The organism is Sutcliffiella sp. NC1, assembly GCF_027594365.1.
In the GTDB taxonomy this organism is placed as follows: Bacteria; Bacillota; Bacilli; order Bacillales; family Bacillaceae_I; genus Sutcliffiella; species Sutcliffiella cohnii.
The window spans coordinates 2,576,204-2,596,302 of sequence record NZ_CP115153.1 but is presented as its reverse complement, the minus strand read 5'-3'; the positions used below and the strand labels follow the sequence as shown (position 1 = coordinate 2,596,302).

The window sequence follows — 20,099 nt, the reverse complement described above, 5'->3', positions numbered from 1 at the left end:
ATAAGTCAACATCAACTCAACTAACGTTTCGTTGTGTTTCCTTTATCTCCTACCGGACTGCTCCAGTTTGTACGGGCCAGATCGATGCGCTTACGCTTTTCGTGGAGTAGAGCCTCCTCGGCTTCGCCTGTGGGGTCTCGACCTTCCCTCTACCTCCCGCTGGAGTCAAGTGTCTTCCGCTCCGTTCCACTCACGGTTCTATATCTAGGAAGGCAAAATATTATAGCAGTTTAACACCGAACCGCTTATTTCATTCTCCATGGTGCAAGATATACCTTGTATGGTGTCCACCTTTAAGGATTTTTTTATATTACAAACTTCAATATAACAAACTACCTTGTATCTTTATAATACAAGGTAGTTTGTGAATGCTTATTGAATTTTATATTTATTCTTTTAGTTTTGCAATTTTTCTAGCAATGTTTTTCAAATGCGTTTAATAAGTTATTCATAATATCTTCCATTGGGAATGATTCAATGTCGTGGCGGTGAATAAAATGTACCACTTCTTTTCCTTTTAAAATTGCCATGGAAGGAGAGGATGGTGGGATATCACCGAAATACTCTCTCATTTTTGCTGTTGCGTCTTTATCTTGTCCTGCAAAGACTGTAACTAAATTGTTCGGTGTTTTTTCAGCTTGAACTACTGCTTGAGTTGCTGCAGGGCGTGCTAATCCTGCTGCACAGCCACAAACTGAGTTTATAACAACTAATGAAGTGCCAGTTGTATTCTCCATGTAATTAACAACATCTTCTTCCGAAGTTAGTTCTTTAAAGCCAGCTGTTGTTAGCTCTGTTCTCATCGGTTTGACCATTTGCTTCATATATTCATCATATGCATTTGACATTAGTGTTTCCTCCTTTAGTTGTTTCTTTCCGTCATTTGTTTCCATACTGAACCTTTTGCTTCTTCTCCGCCTTCAATGCGTTCAATTGCCATTTTAACTTGCATACTTACTTCGAATTCAGGATCATCTTCTGCTTTTCTTAAAGCTTCTAGTGCAGAATCATCTCCAACTTCATATAGGAACATTGCTGCACGCCAGCGGACTAGTTTATTTTTATCCTGAAGGGCTTCTATCATTGCCGGAATTGCCTTTTCGCTACCTATATCAGACAAGCAATCTCCTGCCGTTCTACGTACTGTAACTGATTTATCTTTTAATGCTTTATATAATAATGGTAAAACTTCTTCTTTTTCTATCATTCCTAAGTACACTGTCGCTAATCTGCGAATGGACGCCTTTTCATCATCTAAAGCTTTCGCTAATACAGGAATATCCGATTCTCCAGGATCCATTTGATCTAATGCGCGGTATCGTTCTGACCAATCTGGATTATTTAACATATCCTCCGTTACTTTATAAGACTCTCGTTTCACTATTTTTTCTGTACTATGAGCTTGTTGTAACAGTCTTTGCAATCTTTCAGGTGGATACGCAGCTGAAAGCTCCTCCACTATCTCCGTCCCTACTGCTTCTAAGTCACCATATCTTATACCGTGTTCTTTCCACTCTCGTTCTAGGACGACATTTTCTTCCTTACTTTGTGCTTCTAAAATTGCTTTAGAAAAGATATCAGGAAGACCTACACGCTTTTCTTGTTCACCGTCTGTTAATTTAACTTGCATAGGAATTTCGTGAAACATTTGAACAAATACTTTTACTTCCCCAAATCCCTCAGATGGATTATAAGAAGCATTTTCTTTTTCGGAAACTTGTTCTTCACCGAATAATGCACGAACTTCCAAAAGGATATTTTTCCAATCGAAGCGTGCATTTCGCTCTACTGCCAAAAAGTCGGCGACATGGTAAACGCCTTTTACGCCTTCAATATTTAGTATATTTTGAATAATTTCAGGTGCTTCTGTACGGTTGTCTTTCGTATAATTATTTCTCGTACCGAACGGTAATTCTTTATCTAATAACACTTTCATCGTATTAGGACTTGGTGTCGGCTCTATTGCTTTTATATTCATATAGCTGATCTCCTTACTTTTTTTCTTTCATCGTATCATAGAGAGATATTTTTCACATTTATATTGCTTATTTTGACCCTGCTTTTTGTGCTTGAATCGCTTCTACTTTTTCTGAAAGCTCTTCCCAACGTTTCATAAGGGCTTCTAATTGTTCACTTTTCATATTTTGACTTTCCATTAACTCACTTATCTTTCCGTAATCACTACCTGCTTTTTCAATCTCCTTACTAATTCTTTCTAATTTTATTTCTAGATCTGCTATTCTTTCTTCTATAGTCTCCCAATCTTTTTGCTCTTGAAAAGAAAGTCTCAATTGCTTCTTTTCTAGTCTAATTGGTTGTTCAACCGACTTTACTGCCTCTTTTTTTTCTAACTGCTTTTTAGCCTGTTGTTCGAGTAGGTAATCACTATATTCGCCGAAGATTCTTCGAGCAGTACCACTTCCGTCTAGTATAAGGAGCTCTGTAACGACTTTATCTAAAAAGTATCGGTCATGTGAAACAGTTACTACGACTCCTGGGAATTCTTCTAAATATGCCTCTAATATCGTTAACGTTTCTGTGTCCAAATCGTTCGTAGGCTCGTCTAGTAATAATACATTTGGCTGGCTCATTAATATTTTTAATAAATATAATCTTTTCTTCTCTCCACCTGATAGTTTTCTAATTGGGGTTCCGTGAGAGTGTGGTGGAAATAAAAACCGTTCTAACAATTGTGAAGCACTAATCATTTGCCCGTCCTCTGTATGGACTACTTCTGCTTCCTCTTTAATGTACTCGATAATACGCTGTTCCCCATTCATATCTTCTTGTTCCTGGGTGTAATAACCAATCTTAACTGTCTGGCCTTTTTCCAACTCTCCAGCCGATGGTACAAGTTTACTTGCTAAGACATTAAGTAATGTCGATTTCCCTGCGCCATTTGGACCAACAATTCCAATTCGGTCTTTTTGTTTTAATAATAAATCTATGTTTTTTAATATTACTTTATTGTTAAATGTAACAGAAACATCTTTTAGTTCTAATACTTTTTTTCCTAAACGTTGTGTACCTGCAGTTACCATCTCTAGTTGAGTTTTTTCGTTATTCACTTTCACATTCTCTTCTAATTTTTCAAAGCGTTGGATACGAGCTTTTTGTTTTGTAGTTCTCGCTTTAGCACCTTTTCGCATCCATTCTAACTCTTGCCGATATAAACTTTTTTGTTTTGTTTCAGTTTTTTCGAGTTCTTCCATTCTTATGGCTTTAGCTTCTAAATAACTTGCGTAATTACCTAAATAAGTATAAAGATGGCCATTATGTAATTCAAATATTTTCGTTGTTACTTTATCTAAGAAATAACGATCATGCGTAACGAGAAGAAGAGCACCCGTAAATTTATTTAAGTAATCCTCTAACCACATGATGGTTTCAAAGTCTAAATGGTTTGTTGGCTCATCGAGAATGAGTAGATCTGGATTTTGTAGTAATGTTTGTGCTAATGCTACTCTTTTCTTTTGCCCTCCCGAAAGCTGACCTACTTTAACAGTAACGTCCTCTATACCTAGTTTATTTAAAACAGCTTTTGCGTTTGAACTATGGTCCCACGCATTTAAACTATCCATTTGTTGTTGATAATGCATTAAATCACTTTGAATCTTCTCGTTCATAGGATCTTCTTGAATTTTAGAAAGACATGATTCATAAGATTTTATTATGTTATTTATTGATGTGTTTTCATCAAGAACTTGTTCCATTATTGATAGATTTTCATCTAGATTAGGTTTTTGAGATAAGAAAGAAATTTTATAGTCTGATGAGGTTGTAATTGTCCCTTCATCCGCACTTTCTTTACTAGCAACAATTTTTAAAAATGTAGACTTTCCTGTTCCATTAACTCCTATTAATCCAACTCTTTCTTTTTCTTGTATGCTAAATGAAACATTATGTAATAATTGCTTCTCTACGTATATTTTTGATATGTTTTCTCCAATAATCATTTTCATAACTTTACTTCCCACTCCCTATGAAATTCCGATAAAAATAGCTTAAGAAAATCATGTCTTTCTTTTGCTATATTTCTTGCCGTATCAGTATGTAATGTATGTATTAGTTTAACTAGCTTTTCATAAAAGTGATTTATAGCAGTAGATTTTTCATTTCGATATTGTTCATATGACATTTCATCTCTTACTGGAATGTTTGGGTCATACATCGCCTGTCCTTTTGCACCTGAATACATAAACGTTCTAGCTATTCCTATTGCACCAATCGCATCTAAACGGTCTGCATCTTGAATGATTTTCCCTTCTACCAAATCCATTTGCATACCGTTTCCGCCTTTGAACCCTACATTTTCAATAATATATATAATTTGTTGTATGTATTTGTCTTGATATTGTAAAGATTCAAGCAGATCGATAATTTCTCGTTTTGCATTTTCTTTATTTTTCACTAATTTTTCATCTAAAATATCATGTAATAAAGCTGCAATTTCTACTATTTCAATGTTTACATTTTCATTTTTGGCAATATGAATGGACATCTTTCGCACACGATCAATATGATACCAATCATGTCCGGTAGTATCATGACTTAATTTTTGTTGAACAAAACTTTCTATATGTTGAATCACGTTTCTTTTCCTCCAATATTGATTTCTCAATTATTTTAACATGGAATAGATTGTATAGCACATTTTTGGCAATGTTTTAGGTAGAAGCATACTATATGAAAAAACGGAGGAGTTATCATGTTTTGTAGAAATGTTATCGGTACAGCTTGGTTAGGGACTCACGTAGTTGTCATTCGTTGTTCTTACCCACAGTTAGATTTTATTCATCTTTCAAGTAGTGACCATGCACCGTTAGAACCAGTATCAAAGTCATGCGCAGAAACATTATCGAGATTTTTAAGTATAGGTTACAAGCTTATCGGAGCGTATCCAATGAATGGCGAAGTAATATTTGTCTTAACATATGTATAAGTTCAGTAGAAACGTGCCTAATGACTGTGTTTTTTGCTACAATAACTCACTTATTTTAGATAAGAAAAAAAGAAAAGTAACGCAAGCGTACTTTTCTTATTCGTTAAACCAAGCTAATCCTACTGTGTCTAATCCAGCATGAACGGAGATTGTTGTAGAAATAGGATAAGCGCCTACTTTAAGGTTTGGATATGTCTCTTTTATTTTTTGTTTAATAGAGAATGTTTGTTCTTCTTCGCGGCCATATAATAAATAAAGTTCTTTTACCGTACCTCGGTTAAATGCATCATCAAATAACTCCAGCATACGTTGAAACACTTTCTTTTCTGTTCTAACTTTTTCTGCAACATCCAGCTTTCCGTCTTTAATTGCAATGATTGGTTTTATTTGAAGTAAGCTACCTAACACTTTTTGAACACTAGTCATTCTTCCGCTTCGGTGTAGTTGCTCTAAACTCCCTATTAGTACATAAAGTTCTGACTTATTTACCATATCGTCTAGTTTTCTTTCCACTTCTTCTATGCTATGACCTTCATTTACAAGCTTAATTGCTGTTTTTAGCATAGCGGTTAATGGATAGGACAATGTTTTAGTATCAATTGTTGTCACTGGTATATCCACTAATTTTGCTGCTTGTTGACTAGATGAAACCGTTCCACTTAAATGGCTTGAAAGATGAATGGAGACGATTTGATCGTAATTTTGAGCTAATTGATTATACAATTCGGCGAATGTTCCCACGGATGGCTGTGATGTTTTAGGTGGAATTTCACTTTCTACTAATAATTTTTGAAATTGTTCTTTCGTAATGTTAACGCCATCTAAATACTCGTCTTCTCCAAAATAAATGACCATTGGAACTGTATATACATCAGGATGATTAGCAAGCTCCTCATCGATAAAAGCTGTACTATCTGTTACCCAAGCGATTTTCCCCATAATCTTCACTCCTTTTATATAATCACACATTAATTAGTAGTAATTTATATTATGTATTATTAGTACCAGATACTATAGTCTTATAATACTATATAATGAGTAGTTTGAGGAGAAAATTCTAAAAATATTTAAAAATATATTACATTTGTTTATGATACAAAAAATACCCACGATTAAGTGGGCATAGGTAAATTAACTATTTTCTTTTAAAGTTTCATACAATAAAAGAAGTATTTGACGAACGTCATCAATTGTTTCTTCAAAAATTAAATGGTCTAAATGTATAGTCGTTTTTAGTACATTTTCTTCAGTACCATTTACATATTGTATTACTTGATGAGAAATTCTCCATTGCATTCCCCATTTTCTTCTTAAATTTGCTTCCCAATCATTTATCGCTATGCTACTGTTAAGCGCTTGTTGAAAAGTTAATTGCATATAACAACCAGGTTTATCACCTTTAAGATGGTTAATCTCGATTGCTAATTGCTTTATGTCAGTCTGTAATGAAATTATGGCTGTTAAGCTCTGATCTACAGTTACTTCCATTCTAAATGTTCTCGACATTGTGGCTAAATCTATTAAATCTTTTCTGTCAATAACTTGAAGGTGTCCGTCTAAATCTAAATCATATAAATCACCTTCAACTACAACTTTTATATTGTCAAAAACGGTAGGATCAAACATAAATGACTCCTTAGAAAAGACCAACTGCTTTGCCGTTTTCGTCAATGTCCATTTGTAAAGCAGCAGGTTTTTTTGGTAAGCCAGGCATTGTCATAACATCGCCGGTTAATGCAACGATAAATCCTGCACCAATTGACGGTTTCAATTCTCTAATCAAAATAATAAATCCTTCTGGTCTTCCTAGCTTTTGTGGGTCGTCAGATAAAGAATATTGAGTCTTTGCCATACATATAGGCAAATGCGCCCAGCCTTCCCCTTCAAATTGTTGAATTTGCTTTTTAGCAGTGGAAGAGAGTTCAATATCTTTTGCTCCATATACTTTTTGAGCAATGGTACGGATTTTTTCTTCGATTGAAAGCTCTAAAGGATATAGGTGATTAAAACTTGTTTGTTTTTTTTCCATCACCTCGAGTAGTTTCTCTGCTAATTGTATACCACCGTCTCCACCTTTTTCCCATACTTGTGTTAACGCTACAGGTATTTCGTGCTGGTCACACCAAGTTTGCAAAAAGTCTATCTCAGCTTTAGTATCAGAAGTAAATTCGTTTATCGCAACAACATAAGGTAAACCGAACAGCTCAATCGTTTCTATATGTTTCTTCAAGTTCGTTACGCCATGTTGTAACGCTTGAACATTTTCTTCTGTTAATTTTTCTTTTTCTACTCCCCCATGCATTTTAAGGGCACGAATGGTTGCAACTATTACTACTGCTTCTGGATCAATTCCTAACGACCTAGTTTTAATATTAAGAAATTTTTCTGCACCTAAGTCTGCTCCAAATCCAGCCTCGGTAACTACGAAATCTCCTAATTTTGCAGCCATTTTTGTTGCTAAAACTGAATTACATCCATGCGCAATATTAGCGAAAGGACCGCCATGTATAATGGCAGGAGTATGTTCAATCGTCTGGACTAGATTTGGCTTAAATGCATCTTTTAATAGCATTGTTAAGGCACCTTCTACTCCTAAATCTTTTACCGTTACTGGATTTTTATTGTAATCAAAAGCGACAACTATTTGTGATAAACGGTGTTTTAAATCATTTAAATCAGAAGCTAAGCAAAATATTGCCATTATTTCTGAAGCAACAGTTATATCAAAGCCGTCTTCTCTAGGTACTCCTTGGAAAGGTCCTCCTAACCCGATAACAACTTTACGTAAAGCACGGTCATTCATATCGAGTACTCGTTTCCAAATAATTCGTCTTGGGTCAATATTAAGGGTATTTCCTTGTTGAATGTGGTTATCAATTAACGCAGATAGCGCATTATTTGCTGTTGTGATAGCATGAATATCACCTGTAAAATGGAGATTAATATCTTCCATAGGTAGGACTTGTGAGTATCCACCTCCAGTTGCTCCACCTTTCACTCCCATAGTCGGACCTAAAGACGGCTCTCTCATTGCAATGACAGTTTTTTTGCCAAGCTTTGTCAACGCCTGTCCTAACCCTACCGTAACAGTCGACTTACCTTCTCCAGCAGGTGTAGGGTTAATTGCAGTGACAAGAATAACCTTTCCGTCCTTTTTATCCTTCAGTCTATTAAAAATATTTAAAGAGAGTTTTGCTTTATAATGACCATAAGGCTCTAATTCATCGTCGGTAATTTGTAACTCGTTTGCGATTTCTGTTATTTTCTTCATATCACTATTTTGTGCAATTTCAATATCAGATGGGACCTTGATTTTCGCTTTTTCCATATGTATTCTCCTCCGCAATTAACTTTAGACTAACACCGTTATTTTAACACGTTCACTTCGGATATATCAGCAAAATCTTTCCTATCCATAATACTTTATCAAAATAAAAGAACATGGTTAAAATCCATGCTCCTTGACGTATCAGCTATTTTTGTCCGAAAAGTATACTTCTTCGTAAGGTTGAACAACTACAAAGCCATTTCCGCTAAATTTCATTTGAAGTGATTCACCACTACCTCGTCCGACTAATGTTTTTAATTGGATGTCTGTTACAAACTCTGGTTGTAAATTACCGGACCATGCTACTGTAGCATTTGGATCTGTAAAAATTGGTTGACCAGGATAAACCATTAACGTTAATGGCTCGTAGTGAGAAGTAAAAGCTACTAGACCATTTCCTTCTAGATGAACATTAAATAATCCTCCTGAAAGTACTCCTGCAATTCTCCTCATCAGCTTAATATCCCAATGTAATCCATCTTCAAAAGCTAGTAAATCGTTTCCATTAATATAAATACTTTCTCCAGCTAAATCAACAATCGTTATTTTTTTCCCTTGATCAGCTAAATAGAGCTTCCCATTACCATTCGCTTTCATGAGTTGTGAACCCTCGCCAGTAAAGGTCTTTTTTAAGAGTCTCCCTAGTCCATGCTCTAATATACCTTCTCGCTCGAATTTGATATTACCGTCGTAAGATATCATAGACCCCATTTTTGCCCATACTAATCCATTTAAATTAACTTCTAATATTCTTTCCGTTTCTAATTCAAAGAAGCCTTGCCCTAAATCTTTTTGTTTAGTAGATTGAATAAATTGTGATATTGAATATTTGGACATAATCATATCTCCCTTTCAAAATGAAACACCCACATGAACGTTAAAGATTGCTTTAATATTTTTGGGAGCTTAGAAGTTTCTATCTTTTTAGCCTCCTCTTTATATACGGGTATATGATCTATTAAGTTCCAACCATTTTCTAAAGCAAGTCGTTCTAATTCCCACGGCATCATCGTATTACAAATTACATTCTCACCATATAGCCGATTAAAACTGTTTGCTCTTGGTCCAGCTGTAGGTCCGAGTAACCCAATAAATAAGGATCCTTTATTTTTCATAACACGATGAAACTCATTTAATACAGTTAAAGGGTTTTCTGTCCATTCGAGAGAGTTTATTGCCATAATGGCATCCACTGATTTGTTGTCTAGTGGAAGGTCTGATAGATCACCTTGTATAAACTCAATATCGGCATTTATATACGTCCCTTTCGCATACTTGATCATCTTTTCAGCTATATCTATACCGATGACCTTATAATCGTTTTGTGAAAGCAAGTAGGAACCGTACCCATCGCCACATCCCGCATCTAATACAGTAGAACCTTGTTTTAACTTACTTTGGATAAACGGAATTATTGTTTTACGACTTCCTGTTGTCCACATAGCTTCACTTCTCTCGTGCCATTCAAGAGCACGATCATTCCAGGCGTTAGCGCTAGATTGTTGCCAAGATTTGTTATTCATTTCAACACCTCTGTTTCATTGTTCTATATTTATACCTAGTTGTATTTGTACGTCATACTATACGGAAATACCTGCCTCTCCTTAGAATATTTTTTAATTTTAAGGCTAATCTATAAAACGTTGGCACCCTTTTTAATTGGAAAGGAGTTTATATACTTTGAAAGAAACTTTTATAGCTGTTCAAAAGAATGGTGATGGAGATATTGAAAAGTTTAAAACATCCAATGGTCGTATTCTGTCCTATGAACAGGCTTTACACGATGTAAATGAGGGAATTGTAGTTGGAGCAAACGTTTTTAAAGGAAAAGATGGCGAAATGTATATTAGAGGAAATGCTGATGGAGATCCAACAAATAATTTAGATCAATTACCTACATTTTAAGGAGTGGTTTTTAATATGACTAAGAAACATAATAAAGGTAGTTTTAATCAAAATAGTCCAACTGGAGAACATCAAGTACAAGGAAAACATGTTCCAGGTGACAATAGTAAAGGTAATAAAAGAAACAAAGATCAAAAAGATAAAACAGAATTAGATTAAATTAATACGTTTATCTTTTTAATAGTTAGATTAATAATCAACAGAGCTGCCTGAATTTTTGTAGGCAGCTCTATTAGTCCTTTTCACTTAATTTATTTTTTTCGTATAATTATCCATCATTTCATATGACATTGGACCAATAATTTTATTTTGAATTAATCCATTCGTATCAATAACATAACTTGTCGGGATGGTGAATGCATGATATTTATTTCCGATTTCACCGTCTACATCTAATGGAATTGGAAAAGTAATACCTAAATTATTAGCAAATGCTCTAATTGATTGTTCATTTCGTTCCATCTTCGTTAAGTTGACAGCAATTATTACAATATCTTCATTTTTTTTATCTTCATAAAAATCTTGCATATGTGGCATTTCAGCCTGGCATGGTGGACACCAAGATGCCCAAAAATTTAATATTATTTTTTTTCCACGAAAATCAGAAAGCTTAAAGGAAGAGCCATCAAGCGTATTTAATTCAAAATCTGGTGCTATATTTCCTTTTTCTAAGCCCTCTTTTAAATTTTCGGCATTTACAGTTACAATTTCATCCGTCGTATTGACAAAATCGTACACTCCCCAACTAATTAGTGCGATTAAAATGCTAATAATGAGTATGTTTTTTTTCATGATACCCTCCTTCCAATTGGTGAAAAGACACTCCATAAAATGATAGAAGCACAAATAAAGTGTACTACAGTGAAGCCTAACAAGAATGGTTGTAATGGACTGTAAAATTGTAAAAAGAATTGTCCAAAACTATAAACTATTAAGTATCGTTGGATTTCACCTACCCGTTCATCTTTATTTTTCCAAACTAACAGGAAAATTATGAATGCAAATGTTATTTGAATGAAAAAGTAAAGCGGATTGTTGAGGATATGAATAAAATGAAAAATGATAGATCCAACTAAAAATAATTGAAAGCTAATTTGAGTATAAAATGACAAAGGAATCAAGGTTTTTTTGGAACGATAAAATAAATACAAGTAGAATATGAAAAATGCTAGTAAAATTCCTTTTGACCCACCGTCAAAGTATAAAATACTAATAGGATAAGAAAACGCATAACGGAATTGAAATAATATATAACTAAACTTCCATCCAATAAAACCGATAATTAAAGAGTTACTTACATCATCTAAAACTACTTTTGAATGTTGTTGTTTTGATGTCATCGTTTTTATGATTAAAAAAGATATGATTACTGTGACCACAATAATTACCCATTTTGAAGGTAAATGAAAGCTACCAATTTCCAAATAATCAGGCATAATTTCCTCCTATGTTTTTCTTATCAAAAGCATAACACAATACCCCTATATGTATCAATCAACATGTAAAAAAAGAAGAAGTTAAATACCTCTTCTTCTACCTTATATATTCTTAACATCATTATGCGAGATTTCAATATGTTTATTGGAGGTAATGATTTTATGTCCTTTACGCAAGAAAAAATAAGCGACAATAAAACTAATAGATGCCCCATAAAATAGCGCTGGATGACTGAATAAATCCATTAGTAAGCCTAAAACTCCGGGTGCAACAATTGCCGATGCCATTGAAAATAAATAATATAAACCTGTAAAGAAGCCGATTCTATTTTTACCACCTAGGTCGGCTACTAGTGGATAGGCCTGTACGTTAACTAATGCCCAAGAAATTCCACCGATAAATAATACAATTTGTAGTAATAGTGTTTCACTGATCGGTAATACCCCGTTAAAATAAGATAACAAAGGTATAATGAAAAATATTATGGGAAGAAACAATAAACCATATAACATGACAGGAGCTTTCCCTAATTTACTACCTAGTAATCCAGCAGGAATAGCAAACAATACAAATGACAAGCTAAAAAAACCTAATGTTAAACCTGCAGTACTCTCTTCCATATTTAAGTATTCTACTGCATATACAGTAAATAACGCTTCGACTCCTGTATAACCGATAAAATATAGAAAAATAGCTATTAATATTAATAAATGTCCACGATATTTTTCTTGTTTTAATAACTTCAAACTAGTAAAAAACGATCTGTATGCTTGAGACTCCTCTAATTCCGTATCTATTTTTTCCGAATAAGCGGGTTTTCTATCTACTGTAAAATATAAAAGAAAGAATGCGAGGAGTAATAACAATCCTGCAACTAAAAATGGATAACTCCTATCAATTCCATAAAGTGTTGATAAACCAAATAGGGCAACAATGGCTCCTATTCCACCCATAAAATTAATAATACCATTTGCCATGGACCTTTTTTCTACCGGAGTATGGTCTGGCATTAAAGCAATAACTGGGGCGCGGTATATCGTCATCGCAAATAAAAAGACAATATCGACACCAAGTAAAATTAGTAGCGTAATATCAGCACTGAAAGGGATTAAAATAAAGAAAATCGCAGCAATCGGCATTCCAACAGCTAAAAAAGGTAAACGATTTCCTAACTTTGTATCAATTTTGTCTGACCACGCACCGATAATTGGTATTAAGAGAACAGCTAATAAATTATCAAGACCCATTATTGCCCCACGGATAGCTCTACTTTCAATATAGTCACCTAATATTAACGGCATGTACGCATTATAAAAGGTCCATATTAATGTTAAAGCAAAAAATCCGCTTCCAATTACAAATATTTTAGAATATTTAAATTGATCGGTTTTAACCAATGACACCAGCTCCATTTTACTAAGATATTATTTTAGATTATCCAGTATCTTTATTGCTTGTTTTGGCCAATCAGTAATAATGGCAGAACAGCCACCTCGTACAAGAGCAGCTATATGTTTTTCTTCATTAACAACGAACGGTCTCACTGGCATCCCTTCTATATTGGCGCCTTCTAGTAATTCTGGTACAGCAACTGGTAAGTAACAATGTAAACCTGTTGCTCCTATTGTTTTTGCGTATTCCCAAGGCTTATATAACCCTTCCATAAATAAGATAGCCGTTTCTATTTCTGGAGCGCATTTGTTTACTTCTACTAAACTATAATGATTAAAGGAAGAAATTATAACTCGATCTTTCAAATTATATTTATGTACTAAATCAATGACGATCTTTTCAATATTTTCGTAGCGAACAATTCCATTTTTAAGCTCGATATTTATTTGTAATGACGTTTTTGCAATCCATTGTAACACTTCTTCTAAACTAGGTATTGTGCAACCTGTAAACTCCTCATCAAACCAACTACCAGCGTCAAGTTTTCTTAAATCGTCATAGTAATATTCTTTGATCCATCCACTTCCATTTGTAGTTCTATTTACTGTTTCATCGTGAATGACGACTGGTACATTATCTTTTGTTAAGTGAACATCAAGTTCAACTCCGTCCGCACCTACTCGTAATGCTTCTTGGAATGCAATCATTGTATTTTCTGGATGTGTCCCAGCTGCACCACGATGAGCAAACACTTTTGTATTTTTCATCATTCTCCCTCCTAACTAATCTCTATTACGTTATATTCTATACTTTTTCTGTAAAACCTTTATGAATCTAATGTAAAAAAACAGGGATGTCCAAAAAGTCAGTAAATACTGACTTTTTGGACCTTACTCGTTAGTTATCTTAATAAGGATCATTAAAATTTCATGGCTTAATGCTGCAGGTATACCTTACGCGGGAGGATAAAGTTTATGTTTTTGTCTAGTTAGAAGATAGTTAACACATTAATACTAATTTGGGACGAAAGAAAGAAAAAAACAGTGGGAAAAACGATTCGTTTTTCCCGCTGTTTTTACACTTATTGGACAGTACCTTTTATTTTTATTTTGATGTTGATGTTGCTTCCTTCTTTGTTGGAAATTCCATTTTCCAACTATAATAGTCGTTTTCATTATTTTTTTCATAAAGTAAAATACAATCAAATTTATTTCCGTTTTTACTTGTTAATCCTTTTACAGTTGCTTTCCCAGAAGTTAATATAGATTTCACCATCGTTTTCGTTGGCTTTTTCTTCATCGTTGCTAAAAATTTATCGTTTTTCCAAATGACAAATTTACAACCAGTTTTCCAGTTCATACAGCCAAAGCCTTTGTACGATTCTTGTACATTCCCTCCGCAAGCGGGGCATTTTCCGAGTATTTCATTACTTTTCTTTTCCCTAGTTGCTTCTTGAATAATAATATCCTCGTCTAATTTTACTTTTTCAATGGCTTTTTTTGTAAATTGATAGATAAACTGTAGAAATTTCTCTTTTTGGAAATTCCCTTTTTCTATTTCAAACAGTGCTTTTTCAAGTCGACCAGTAAACTGGAGATCGAATAGTTCTTTGACTGGAAATGTTTCAACTAATTTCTTTCCAAGCTCCGTACATATTAGTGACTTATTTTGGGTTGTAATATAACCAGCGTCTTTTAGTTTCTTAATCGTTTCTGCTCTCGTTGCTGGTGTACCGATACTATAACCACTTAATATTGTTGACATCATTTCCTCACTATCATCTTCTTTTACCCGTTTCCCACAAGTCTCCATTATACGTAATAACGTTTTTTCCGTATGGTGATTTGGTGGTTTCGTAACATGGGAAGTCACATATTGGTCAACAACTTGTACAATTTCCTGTTCATTTACATTAGGTAAAAATGTATCTTTAGTGTCTTGTTTTTCTACTTTTTTCCAACCTTCCACTAGCTGAACTTTTCCTTTCGAAAGGAAGTGACCTTGCACATTTTCGTTTTCTACCATAGTAATTAATTTTGTCTCTTCATATTCTGCTACAGGCATAAATTGCATAAGGAGTCGATTTTTAATGGCTGTATAAACGATTTGCTCATCTTTTGATAATGATTTCGGAATCACATATGTAGGAACAATGGCACTATGACTCTCGACCCTACTATTATCAAAATTTCTTTTCGTCACTTTAAATTTAATTTCGTTTTCATAAGGAAGGCCTTTTTTTAATTTTTCCACTACGTTTGCCACTTTACCGACTAGCGATTGTTCTAAAACAACACTAGCTGTTCGGTATCTACAAAAAAGTGGACTTAATGGAAGTGGACATAACGCCGTTAGTTTTAAAGCTAATAACTAATAGGAATAAACTTATTATATTACATTTAGTAAATTAGCCTCTATAAATGTTTATTTCTTTATAAAGATTGTTTTAATAGGGGGGATTAATTTAGCAGTTAAGGGGACAGAAAAGAAGAATGTTTTTGTTGATGCAGTATGAAAATAAAATGGGTGAGAAGATGTTGTTTCATTGGAATAAATAAAGATGGTTGAATAATAACTGATACACCATAACTAAACTCCATAAAAAACCTAGACCTTGCTTATGAATTACTCATGAAGTGTTATTATAACTATTTTAATTTTAAGTGATCTTCTTACATGGGTTTAGACAAAAAGGAGAGTTTTACATAAACTCCGTACTGAAACAAAGCCAGATACGTAAAAACAAAAATTACAGAATCTTTACCCTTTTGGGTTTCTAATTGCCAAAAGAATTTTGAGTTAAAAAAATGAGAGAGAAGAAAAACGACTGTTCAAAAATGTGGCAGTCGTTAATTTGGTTGCTTTTCTTTAAATCCTAAAGCAATCTTTTGGAAAGAAGGCTAAAAATACAGCCTTCTTTTTGATTCTTGGTAGTTTTTCTAGTTGCATCATTGTATATTTTACCCATTATACCCGCATTTTAACATTTGTATTTTTTAATTGAATTGGGGCATAATAATCCGTTTTTATTCTTTTGGGTTGGATACATTATTAACCGAACCACAAAAAAGACAAATACAAGCGTTATAGTTGACGAATAAAAGGAACTAATAAGCAAAAATTATTTCTTATCATTATTTGAATTTACCTTTTTAGAAATTACTTTATATTGGAAGTCAGGTGGTAAGCATTCTCTAATTGCATTTATAAAATGGTCAAATGCTTGTTTAGATTCAAACACGAGTTCACCAATGATTTTATTTTCAATTTCAAGTTCTTTTCCTTTAACATCAAAAAGTTTTACTTTAAACATCATCTCAGTAACTCCCTATTCGTACCATTACCTTTATTTTATCATATCTATCCTAATTTCTTTGAAATTATCAGTATAAAAATACTCAAGTCGTTTGACAGACATAAACAGTCCATTTAGGGCATAATTTAGATTAAAATAAGGCTTTGTTCACATGAGAAAATAAGGTCAAAATCTATGTATTGTCAAATTGATATCACTTGCTTAATTATCCATTTCGGATATATGCAATCCTAGTTGAGACTTGTACATCCGTTTCAAAATAAAAATTAAAAAACAGTAAAAACCGTTTGGGTTCTTACTGTTTTTTGGGTGATTACACCAAATCAATTATTTAATATCGTTAACAGTCTCTCAGGATCAAATCCACTAACCCAATTTCCATTTATATTAGTTTGTGGAACTGTTAGTCTTTTCGACTTTTGTACCAATTTTATCCTTGCTATAGGATTCAGATCTACAATCACTTCTTCATAAGTAATATCAAAAGAGTTTAGAAAGTTTTTTAGCATTCCACATACAGGGCATAGGCTTGACGTGTATACTGTCACGGATTGTTTCATTTGTACATAACCTCTTTTACTAATTGAAGGATAAGGTTAAAAAGATTCCTTTCAATTTCACCTATTTACTTGCTTTGATCAATACATACAATTAATCGTTCTTCAATATCTGTTTCAATTTTTTTCAATTCCTCATCTTCTATCATTTCAATCAAAGCGCTCGGCTTTGGAAAACCTTATTTGGCTTAACAGACAGTCTTTTTAAAATTGACCCCATCAAACGTGAATCGGATTCAATTTTCAAATCTGCATATTCTATATTTTTTATTGTATCCCTATTAATATTTGCTCCCCAGATGTTGACTGTTATTGGATTCATTATATCCATCGCCCACCCAATTAATCTATGTTCGCTTCTCATATGTTCTAGCATCAATATCGTTCCATCCGGTTTACAAACCCTTCCTAACTCCTTTAATCCAATAATAGGATCTGGGACAGAACAGAAAACACAGGTTGAAATAATAGTATCAAAGCTGTTATTTTCAAACGGCAAATCTTGTATATCCGCCTCCATCAATTCAATTGGAAACTTTTTATTTAGCTGTGTAACCTTTTTCCTAGCATGGTTCAACATGCCTTTACTGAAGTCAACTCCTGTCAGTGATTCAATATGTTCGGGATAAAACGTCAAATTACCCCCTGTGCCAATCCCTACTTCCAAAACTCTACCAGTAGCATTTGAAAGTAATTCTGCCCGCCAATCCCTCTTTATCATTCGGTCCATTCCTTCATATATTCTAGAGATTCGGTTATATCGTTTTTTAATTTTATCATTTATGTCCAATTTTAAAATCATCTCACCTTCGGGATTAAATTCCTATTCTACCTGAAATTGACCCATCATTCCTGCATCTTCATGCTCAAGGATATGACAGTGATACATAAACACACCGGAATGATTAAACGTTGCAATTGCTCGAACTTTTTCCCCCGGAGACACAAGAAAAGTATCTTTCCAGCCAGTCTCATTTAATGGGGGTGGATTTCCGTCACGGTCAATAATCTGAAATTGCACACCATGTGCATGGAATGGATGTACAGTACCTCCCATCATCCCCATTCCGCTTTCATTGGAAACTTCCCATATTTCTGTTGTATTCAGGTTCACCTGTTCATCTATTCGATTTATATCCATTTGTTTACCATTGATATTTACCCTTGGCCCCATACCCTGAAATACAAATTTTCTTGTTCTTACAGCATCTTCGGGATTAATCTTTTCAATTGGATTCAATTTTTCTGGTATTGTAAATTGTTTTACACTTGCACCATTAACACTAACACTGAACTTCAGAAACTTTACCCCTTGATTTGACATCTGGATAACATCGCCATTATTATATTCTGAAAAGTCAACTAGGATTTCTGCTCTTTCTGAGGGTCCTAGTTTAAGTTCATTCATTTTTATTGGTTTTTCAAAAAAACCTCCATCACTAGCAATTTGATAAAATGTTTGATTATTATCAAAACCTAATTCATAAACACTAGCATTAGAGCCATTCAATATACGGAGTCTCATCATACCTTTAGGTACTTCCAAATATGGAGCAATCGCCCCGTTTACAAGTAATGTATTCCCCTGCAGACCGTTCATTATATCATGCATACCCAAATCATATTCAAAGCTTCCATCCTTGTTAAAGCGCTTATCTTGAATGATAAGTGGAACATCATTCACTCCATAGTCTCTTGGAATTTCCAATTGATCAGATACCTCATCCTCAATAAAAAGTAGCCCAGCTAATCCTTTATATACTTGTTTACCCGTTTTTCGTTCAGGATGGGGATGATACCATAGCGTAGCTGCGGGCTGCTCTATCGTAAACTCAGGTGTCCATGACTCACCCGGTTGTATTCCTGAGTGTGGACCGCCATCAGCGTCTCCATCAACCTCTAGTCCATGCCAATGGATTGTCGTCATTTCATCTTTGAGTTTATTTTCCACCTGTACGGACACTTCCTCACCTCTGCGAACCCGTATAACCGGACCTAAGTAATCTCCGTTATACCCCATTGTTTCAGTTTTTGTTCCTGATATAAATTCCTTTGTTGCATTTTGGGCTGTTATATGAAATTCAGCCTTATTTGGATTTGGATTTGTATCTTTTAACATTGGTGGAATTGGTAAAGCTGACTCATTAACAGTATTAGATTGATTATAAGAGGGATTGTCTGTACCCATCATGGGATTCATAGGCAAATTAGGGAACATTTTGGATGTGCCTAGCCCCTGAACAAAAAAAAGAAAATAACCTGTTAGAACAACCACCAACCCCGCCACAATAATACCAACATTTCTTTTCATCTATTTTTCCTCCTGTATATTTCATTTTACGATAAGTAGTTTATATATGATGGGATTCGAGGATTTGTATTTATGTAGAAGATTAATCGTCTATCTATATGTTAGTTGTTTGGTATTTTTATTTTACTCCCTTAAATAACCTCAATGCCTCGCTATTTGTTTTTATATAAAAAACCTGATATGTGTACTTCTTTATAAGTCAATAAAAGGGTACAACGGGTTTCATACTGGTATGATGGGAAGTGATTCCATATCAACATATACAAAGTAATAAACCGAACTTTCCGGTTGGTCATCATCAATATTACAGTCTAACTATAAAGGCTGTCCAAAGATACTAAGCATTGGACAGCGCTTTAGAAAAAACATATTGGGGACTAATAAATTGCATTCAAAGCCAGTTAAATTAAATTATTTACTTTTATCAATACAACTAATTAACCGATCCTCGATATCCTTTGCAAATAACTTCATATTATCGTCATTAAGCAAACTAATTAGAGCAGTAGGCTTTGGCATACCAATCTTTGTTTGTCCATTATCTTCATAAACAACAATTTTACAAGGTAAAAAATATCCAGCCATTTGGTTTTCGTTTAACACCCTTTGTGCTTCTTGCGGATTACATACTTCCAAAACCCGTAGCTCTTTTTGAAATTCCAATTCCTTTTCTTGAAGTTTTTCTTTCATATCGAACATCCATAAAATACCGAATCCTTCATCTTCTAAGCTTTCCTTTATACTTTCGATAGCATCGTTCATACTTTTGTCTGTTGCAACCGTATAATCAAACATATTAAATTACCTTCCTTCTCATATTTCTACTTTAAAATGAAACAACAATAGACTGTCGACAAGAATGCCATGGTAGGCCACAAAACCAATGTTACCATGGCATTTAAAGGTACTTC

The 20,099-nt window shown here is 34.0% G+C and carries 21 protein-coding genes and 1 pseudogene; 3 read left to right on the top strand and 19 right to left on the bottom strand.

Annotation, left to right across the window (positions count from 1 at the left end):
- Positions 1-413: 413 nt before the first annotated feature.
- From O1A01_RS13480 to O1A01_RS13465, 4 genes are all read right to left on the bottom strand, one after another.
- Positions 414-848: a BrxA/BrxB family bacilliredoxin gene (locus O1A01_RS13480; protein WP_066417405.1), complete on the bottom strand. Its 435-nt coding sequence runs from the start codon at positions 846-848 to the stop codon at positions 414-416.
- A 14-nt stretch (positions 849-862) separates the two neighbouring features.
- On the bottom strand, positions 863-1,978 hold the full coding sequence (locus O1A01_RS13475) for a conserved virulence factor C family protein (protein WP_270064340.1): 1,116 nt from the start codon (positions 1,976-1,978) through the stop codon (positions 863-865).
- A gap of 67 nt (positions 1,979-2,045) precedes the next feature.
- Positions 2,046-3,962, bottom strand: a complete 1,917-nt coding sequence (locus O1A01_RS13470; RefSeq protein WP_270064339.1) for an ABC-F family ATP-binding cassette domain-containing protein — start codon at positions 3,960-3,962, stop codon at positions 2,046-2,048.
- Entirely contained in the window at positions 3,959-4,591 is a 633-nt protein-coding gene (locus O1A01_RS13465; RefSeq protein WP_270064338.1) for an HD domain-containing protein, read from the bottom strand. The genes O1A01_RS13470 and O1A01_RS13465 overlap by 4 nt, the downstream gene beginning before the upstream one ends.
- A 117-nt stretch (positions 4,592-4,708) precedes the next feature.
- Between O1A01_RS13465 and O1A01_RS13460 the strand changes: the two genes are divergently transcribed.
- Positions 4,709-4,942, top strand: coding sequence for a hypothetical protein (locus O1A01_RS13460; RefSeq protein ID WP_066417394.1), 234 nt, complete (start codon positions 4,709-4,711; stop codon positions 4,940-4,942).
- Between the two features lie 96 nt (positions 4,943-5,038).
- On the opposite strand, the gene O1A01_RS13455 is transcribed toward O1A01_RS13460, so the two are convergent.
- From O1A01_RS13455 to O1A01_RS13435, 5 genes are all read right to left on the bottom strand, one after another.
- Entirely contained in the window at positions 5,039-5,881 is an 843-nt protein-coding gene (locus tag O1A01_RS13455; protein WP_270064337.1) for a DegV family protein, read from the bottom strand.
- Positions 5,882-6,073: 192 nt separating this feature from the next.
- Complete coding sequence (locus O1A01_RS13450; protein ID WP_066417388.1) at positions 6,074-6,568, bottom strand: hypothetical protein; 495 nt, start codon at positions 6,566-6,568, stop codon at positions 6,074-6,076.
- Positions 6,569-6,578: 10 nt separating this feature from the next.
- On the bottom strand, positions 6,579-8,270 hold the full coding sequence (locus tag O1A01_RS13445; protein WP_270064336.1) for a formate--tetrahydrofolate ligase: 1,692 nt from the start codon (positions 8,268-8,270) through the stop codon (positions 6,579-6,581).
- A 141-nt stretch (positions 8,271-8,411) separates the two neighbouring features.
- On the bottom strand, positions 8,412-9,107 hold the full coding sequence (locus O1A01_RS13440; protein WP_270064335.1) for an AIM24 family protein: 696 nt from the start codon (positions 9,105-9,107) through the stop codon (positions 8,412-8,414).
- A gap of 2 nt (positions 9,108-9,109) precedes the next feature.
- Positions 9,110-9,793, bottom strand: coding sequence for a class I SAM-dependent methyltransferase (locus O1A01_RS13435; protein WP_270064334.1), 684 nt, complete (start codon positions 9,791-9,793; stop codon positions 9,110-9,112).
- A 157-nt stretch (positions 9,794-9,950) separates the two neighbouring features.
- Between O1A01_RS13435 and O1A01_RS13430 the strand changes: the two genes are divergently transcribed.
- Positions 9,951-10,175: a DUF3892 domain-containing protein gene (locus O1A01_RS13430; protein WP_270064333.1), complete on the top strand. Its 225-nt coding sequence runs from the start codon at positions 9,951-9,953 to the stop codon at positions 10,173-10,175.
- Between the two features lie 15 nt (positions 10,176-10,190).
- On the top strand, positions 10,191-10,334 hold the full coding sequence (locus tag O1A01_RS13425; protein WP_270064332.1) for a hypothetical protein: 144 nt from the start codon (positions 10,191-10,193) through the stop codon (positions 10,332-10,334).
- Between the two features lie 87 nt (positions 10,335-10,421).
- On the opposite strand, the gene O1A01_RS13420 is transcribed toward O1A01_RS13425, so the two are convergent.
- The 10 genes and pseudogenes from O1A01_RS13420 to O1A01_RS13375 all read right to left on the bottom strand — a co-directional run bounded on the left by O1A01_RS13420 (position 10,422) and on the right by O1A01_RS13375 (position 19,983).
- A complete protein-coding gene (locus O1A01_RS13420) occupies positions 10,422-10,967 on the bottom strand; it encodes a peroxiredoxin family protein (RefSeq protein WP_270064331.1) in 546 nt (181 codons plus the stop codon).
- Positions 10,964-11,611, bottom strand: coding sequence for a hypothetical protein (locus O1A01_RS13415; RefSeq protein ID WP_270064330.1), 648 nt, complete (start codon positions 11,609-11,611; stop codon positions 10,964-10,966). The genes O1A01_RS13420 and O1A01_RS13415 overlap by 4 nt, the downstream gene beginning before the upstream one ends.
- Positions 11,612-11,713: 102 nt before the next feature.
- On the bottom strand, positions 11,714-13,009 hold the full coding sequence (locus O1A01_RS13410) for an MFS transporter (protein WP_270064329.1): 1,296 nt from the start codon (positions 13,007-13,009) through the stop codon (positions 11,714-11,716).
- Positions 13,010-13,036: 27 nt separating this feature from the next.
- A complete protein-coding gene (locus O1A01_RS13405) occupies positions 13,037-13,774 on the bottom strand; it encodes a glycerophosphodiester phosphodiesterase (protein WP_270064328.1) in 738 nt (245 codons plus the stop codon).
- Between the two features lie 334 nt (positions 13,775-14,108).
- A pseudogene (locus O1A01_RS13400) lies at positions 14,109-15,311 on the bottom strand (DNA topoisomerase); the annotation flags it as partial.
- A gap of 814 nt (positions 15,312-16,125) precedes the next feature.
- The gene (locus O1A01_RS13395; protein WP_066417362.1) at positions 16,126-16,320 is read right to left on the bottom strand and encodes a hypothetical protein; all 195 of its coding nucleotides are present in this window, start codon (positions 16,318-16,320) and stop codon (positions 16,126-16,128) included.
- A 323-nt stretch (positions 16,321-16,643) separates the two neighbouring features.
- A complete protein-coding gene (locus tag O1A01_RS13390; RefSeq protein ID WP_066417356.1) occupies positions 16,644-16,880 on the bottom strand; it encodes a glutaredoxin family protein in 237 nt (78 codons plus the stop codon).
- A gap of 151 nt (positions 16,881-17,031) precedes the next feature.
- The gene (locus tag O1A01_RS13385; RefSeq protein WP_333482911.1) at positions 17,032-17,598 is read right to left on the bottom strand and encodes a class I SAM-dependent methyltransferase; all 567 of its coding nucleotides are present in this window, start codon (positions 17,596-17,598) and stop codon (positions 17,032-17,034) included.
- A gap of 102 nt (positions 17,599-17,700) precedes the next feature.
- Positions 17,701-19,188: a multicopper oxidase family protein gene (locus O1A01_RS13380; protein ID WP_066417352.1), complete on the bottom strand. Its 1,488-nt coding sequence runs from the start codon at positions 19,186-19,188 to the stop codon at positions 17,701-17,703.
- A gap of 411 nt (positions 19,189-19,599) precedes the next feature.
- Positions 19,600-19,983 carry a DUF302 domain-containing protein gene (locus O1A01_RS13375; protein WP_066417351.1) on the bottom strand — a complete coding sequence of 128 codons (384 nt, stop codon included), beginning with the start codon at positions 19,981-19,983 and terminating at the stop codon, positions 19,600-19,602.
- Between the last annotated feature and the right edge of the window lie 116 nt (positions 19,984-20,099).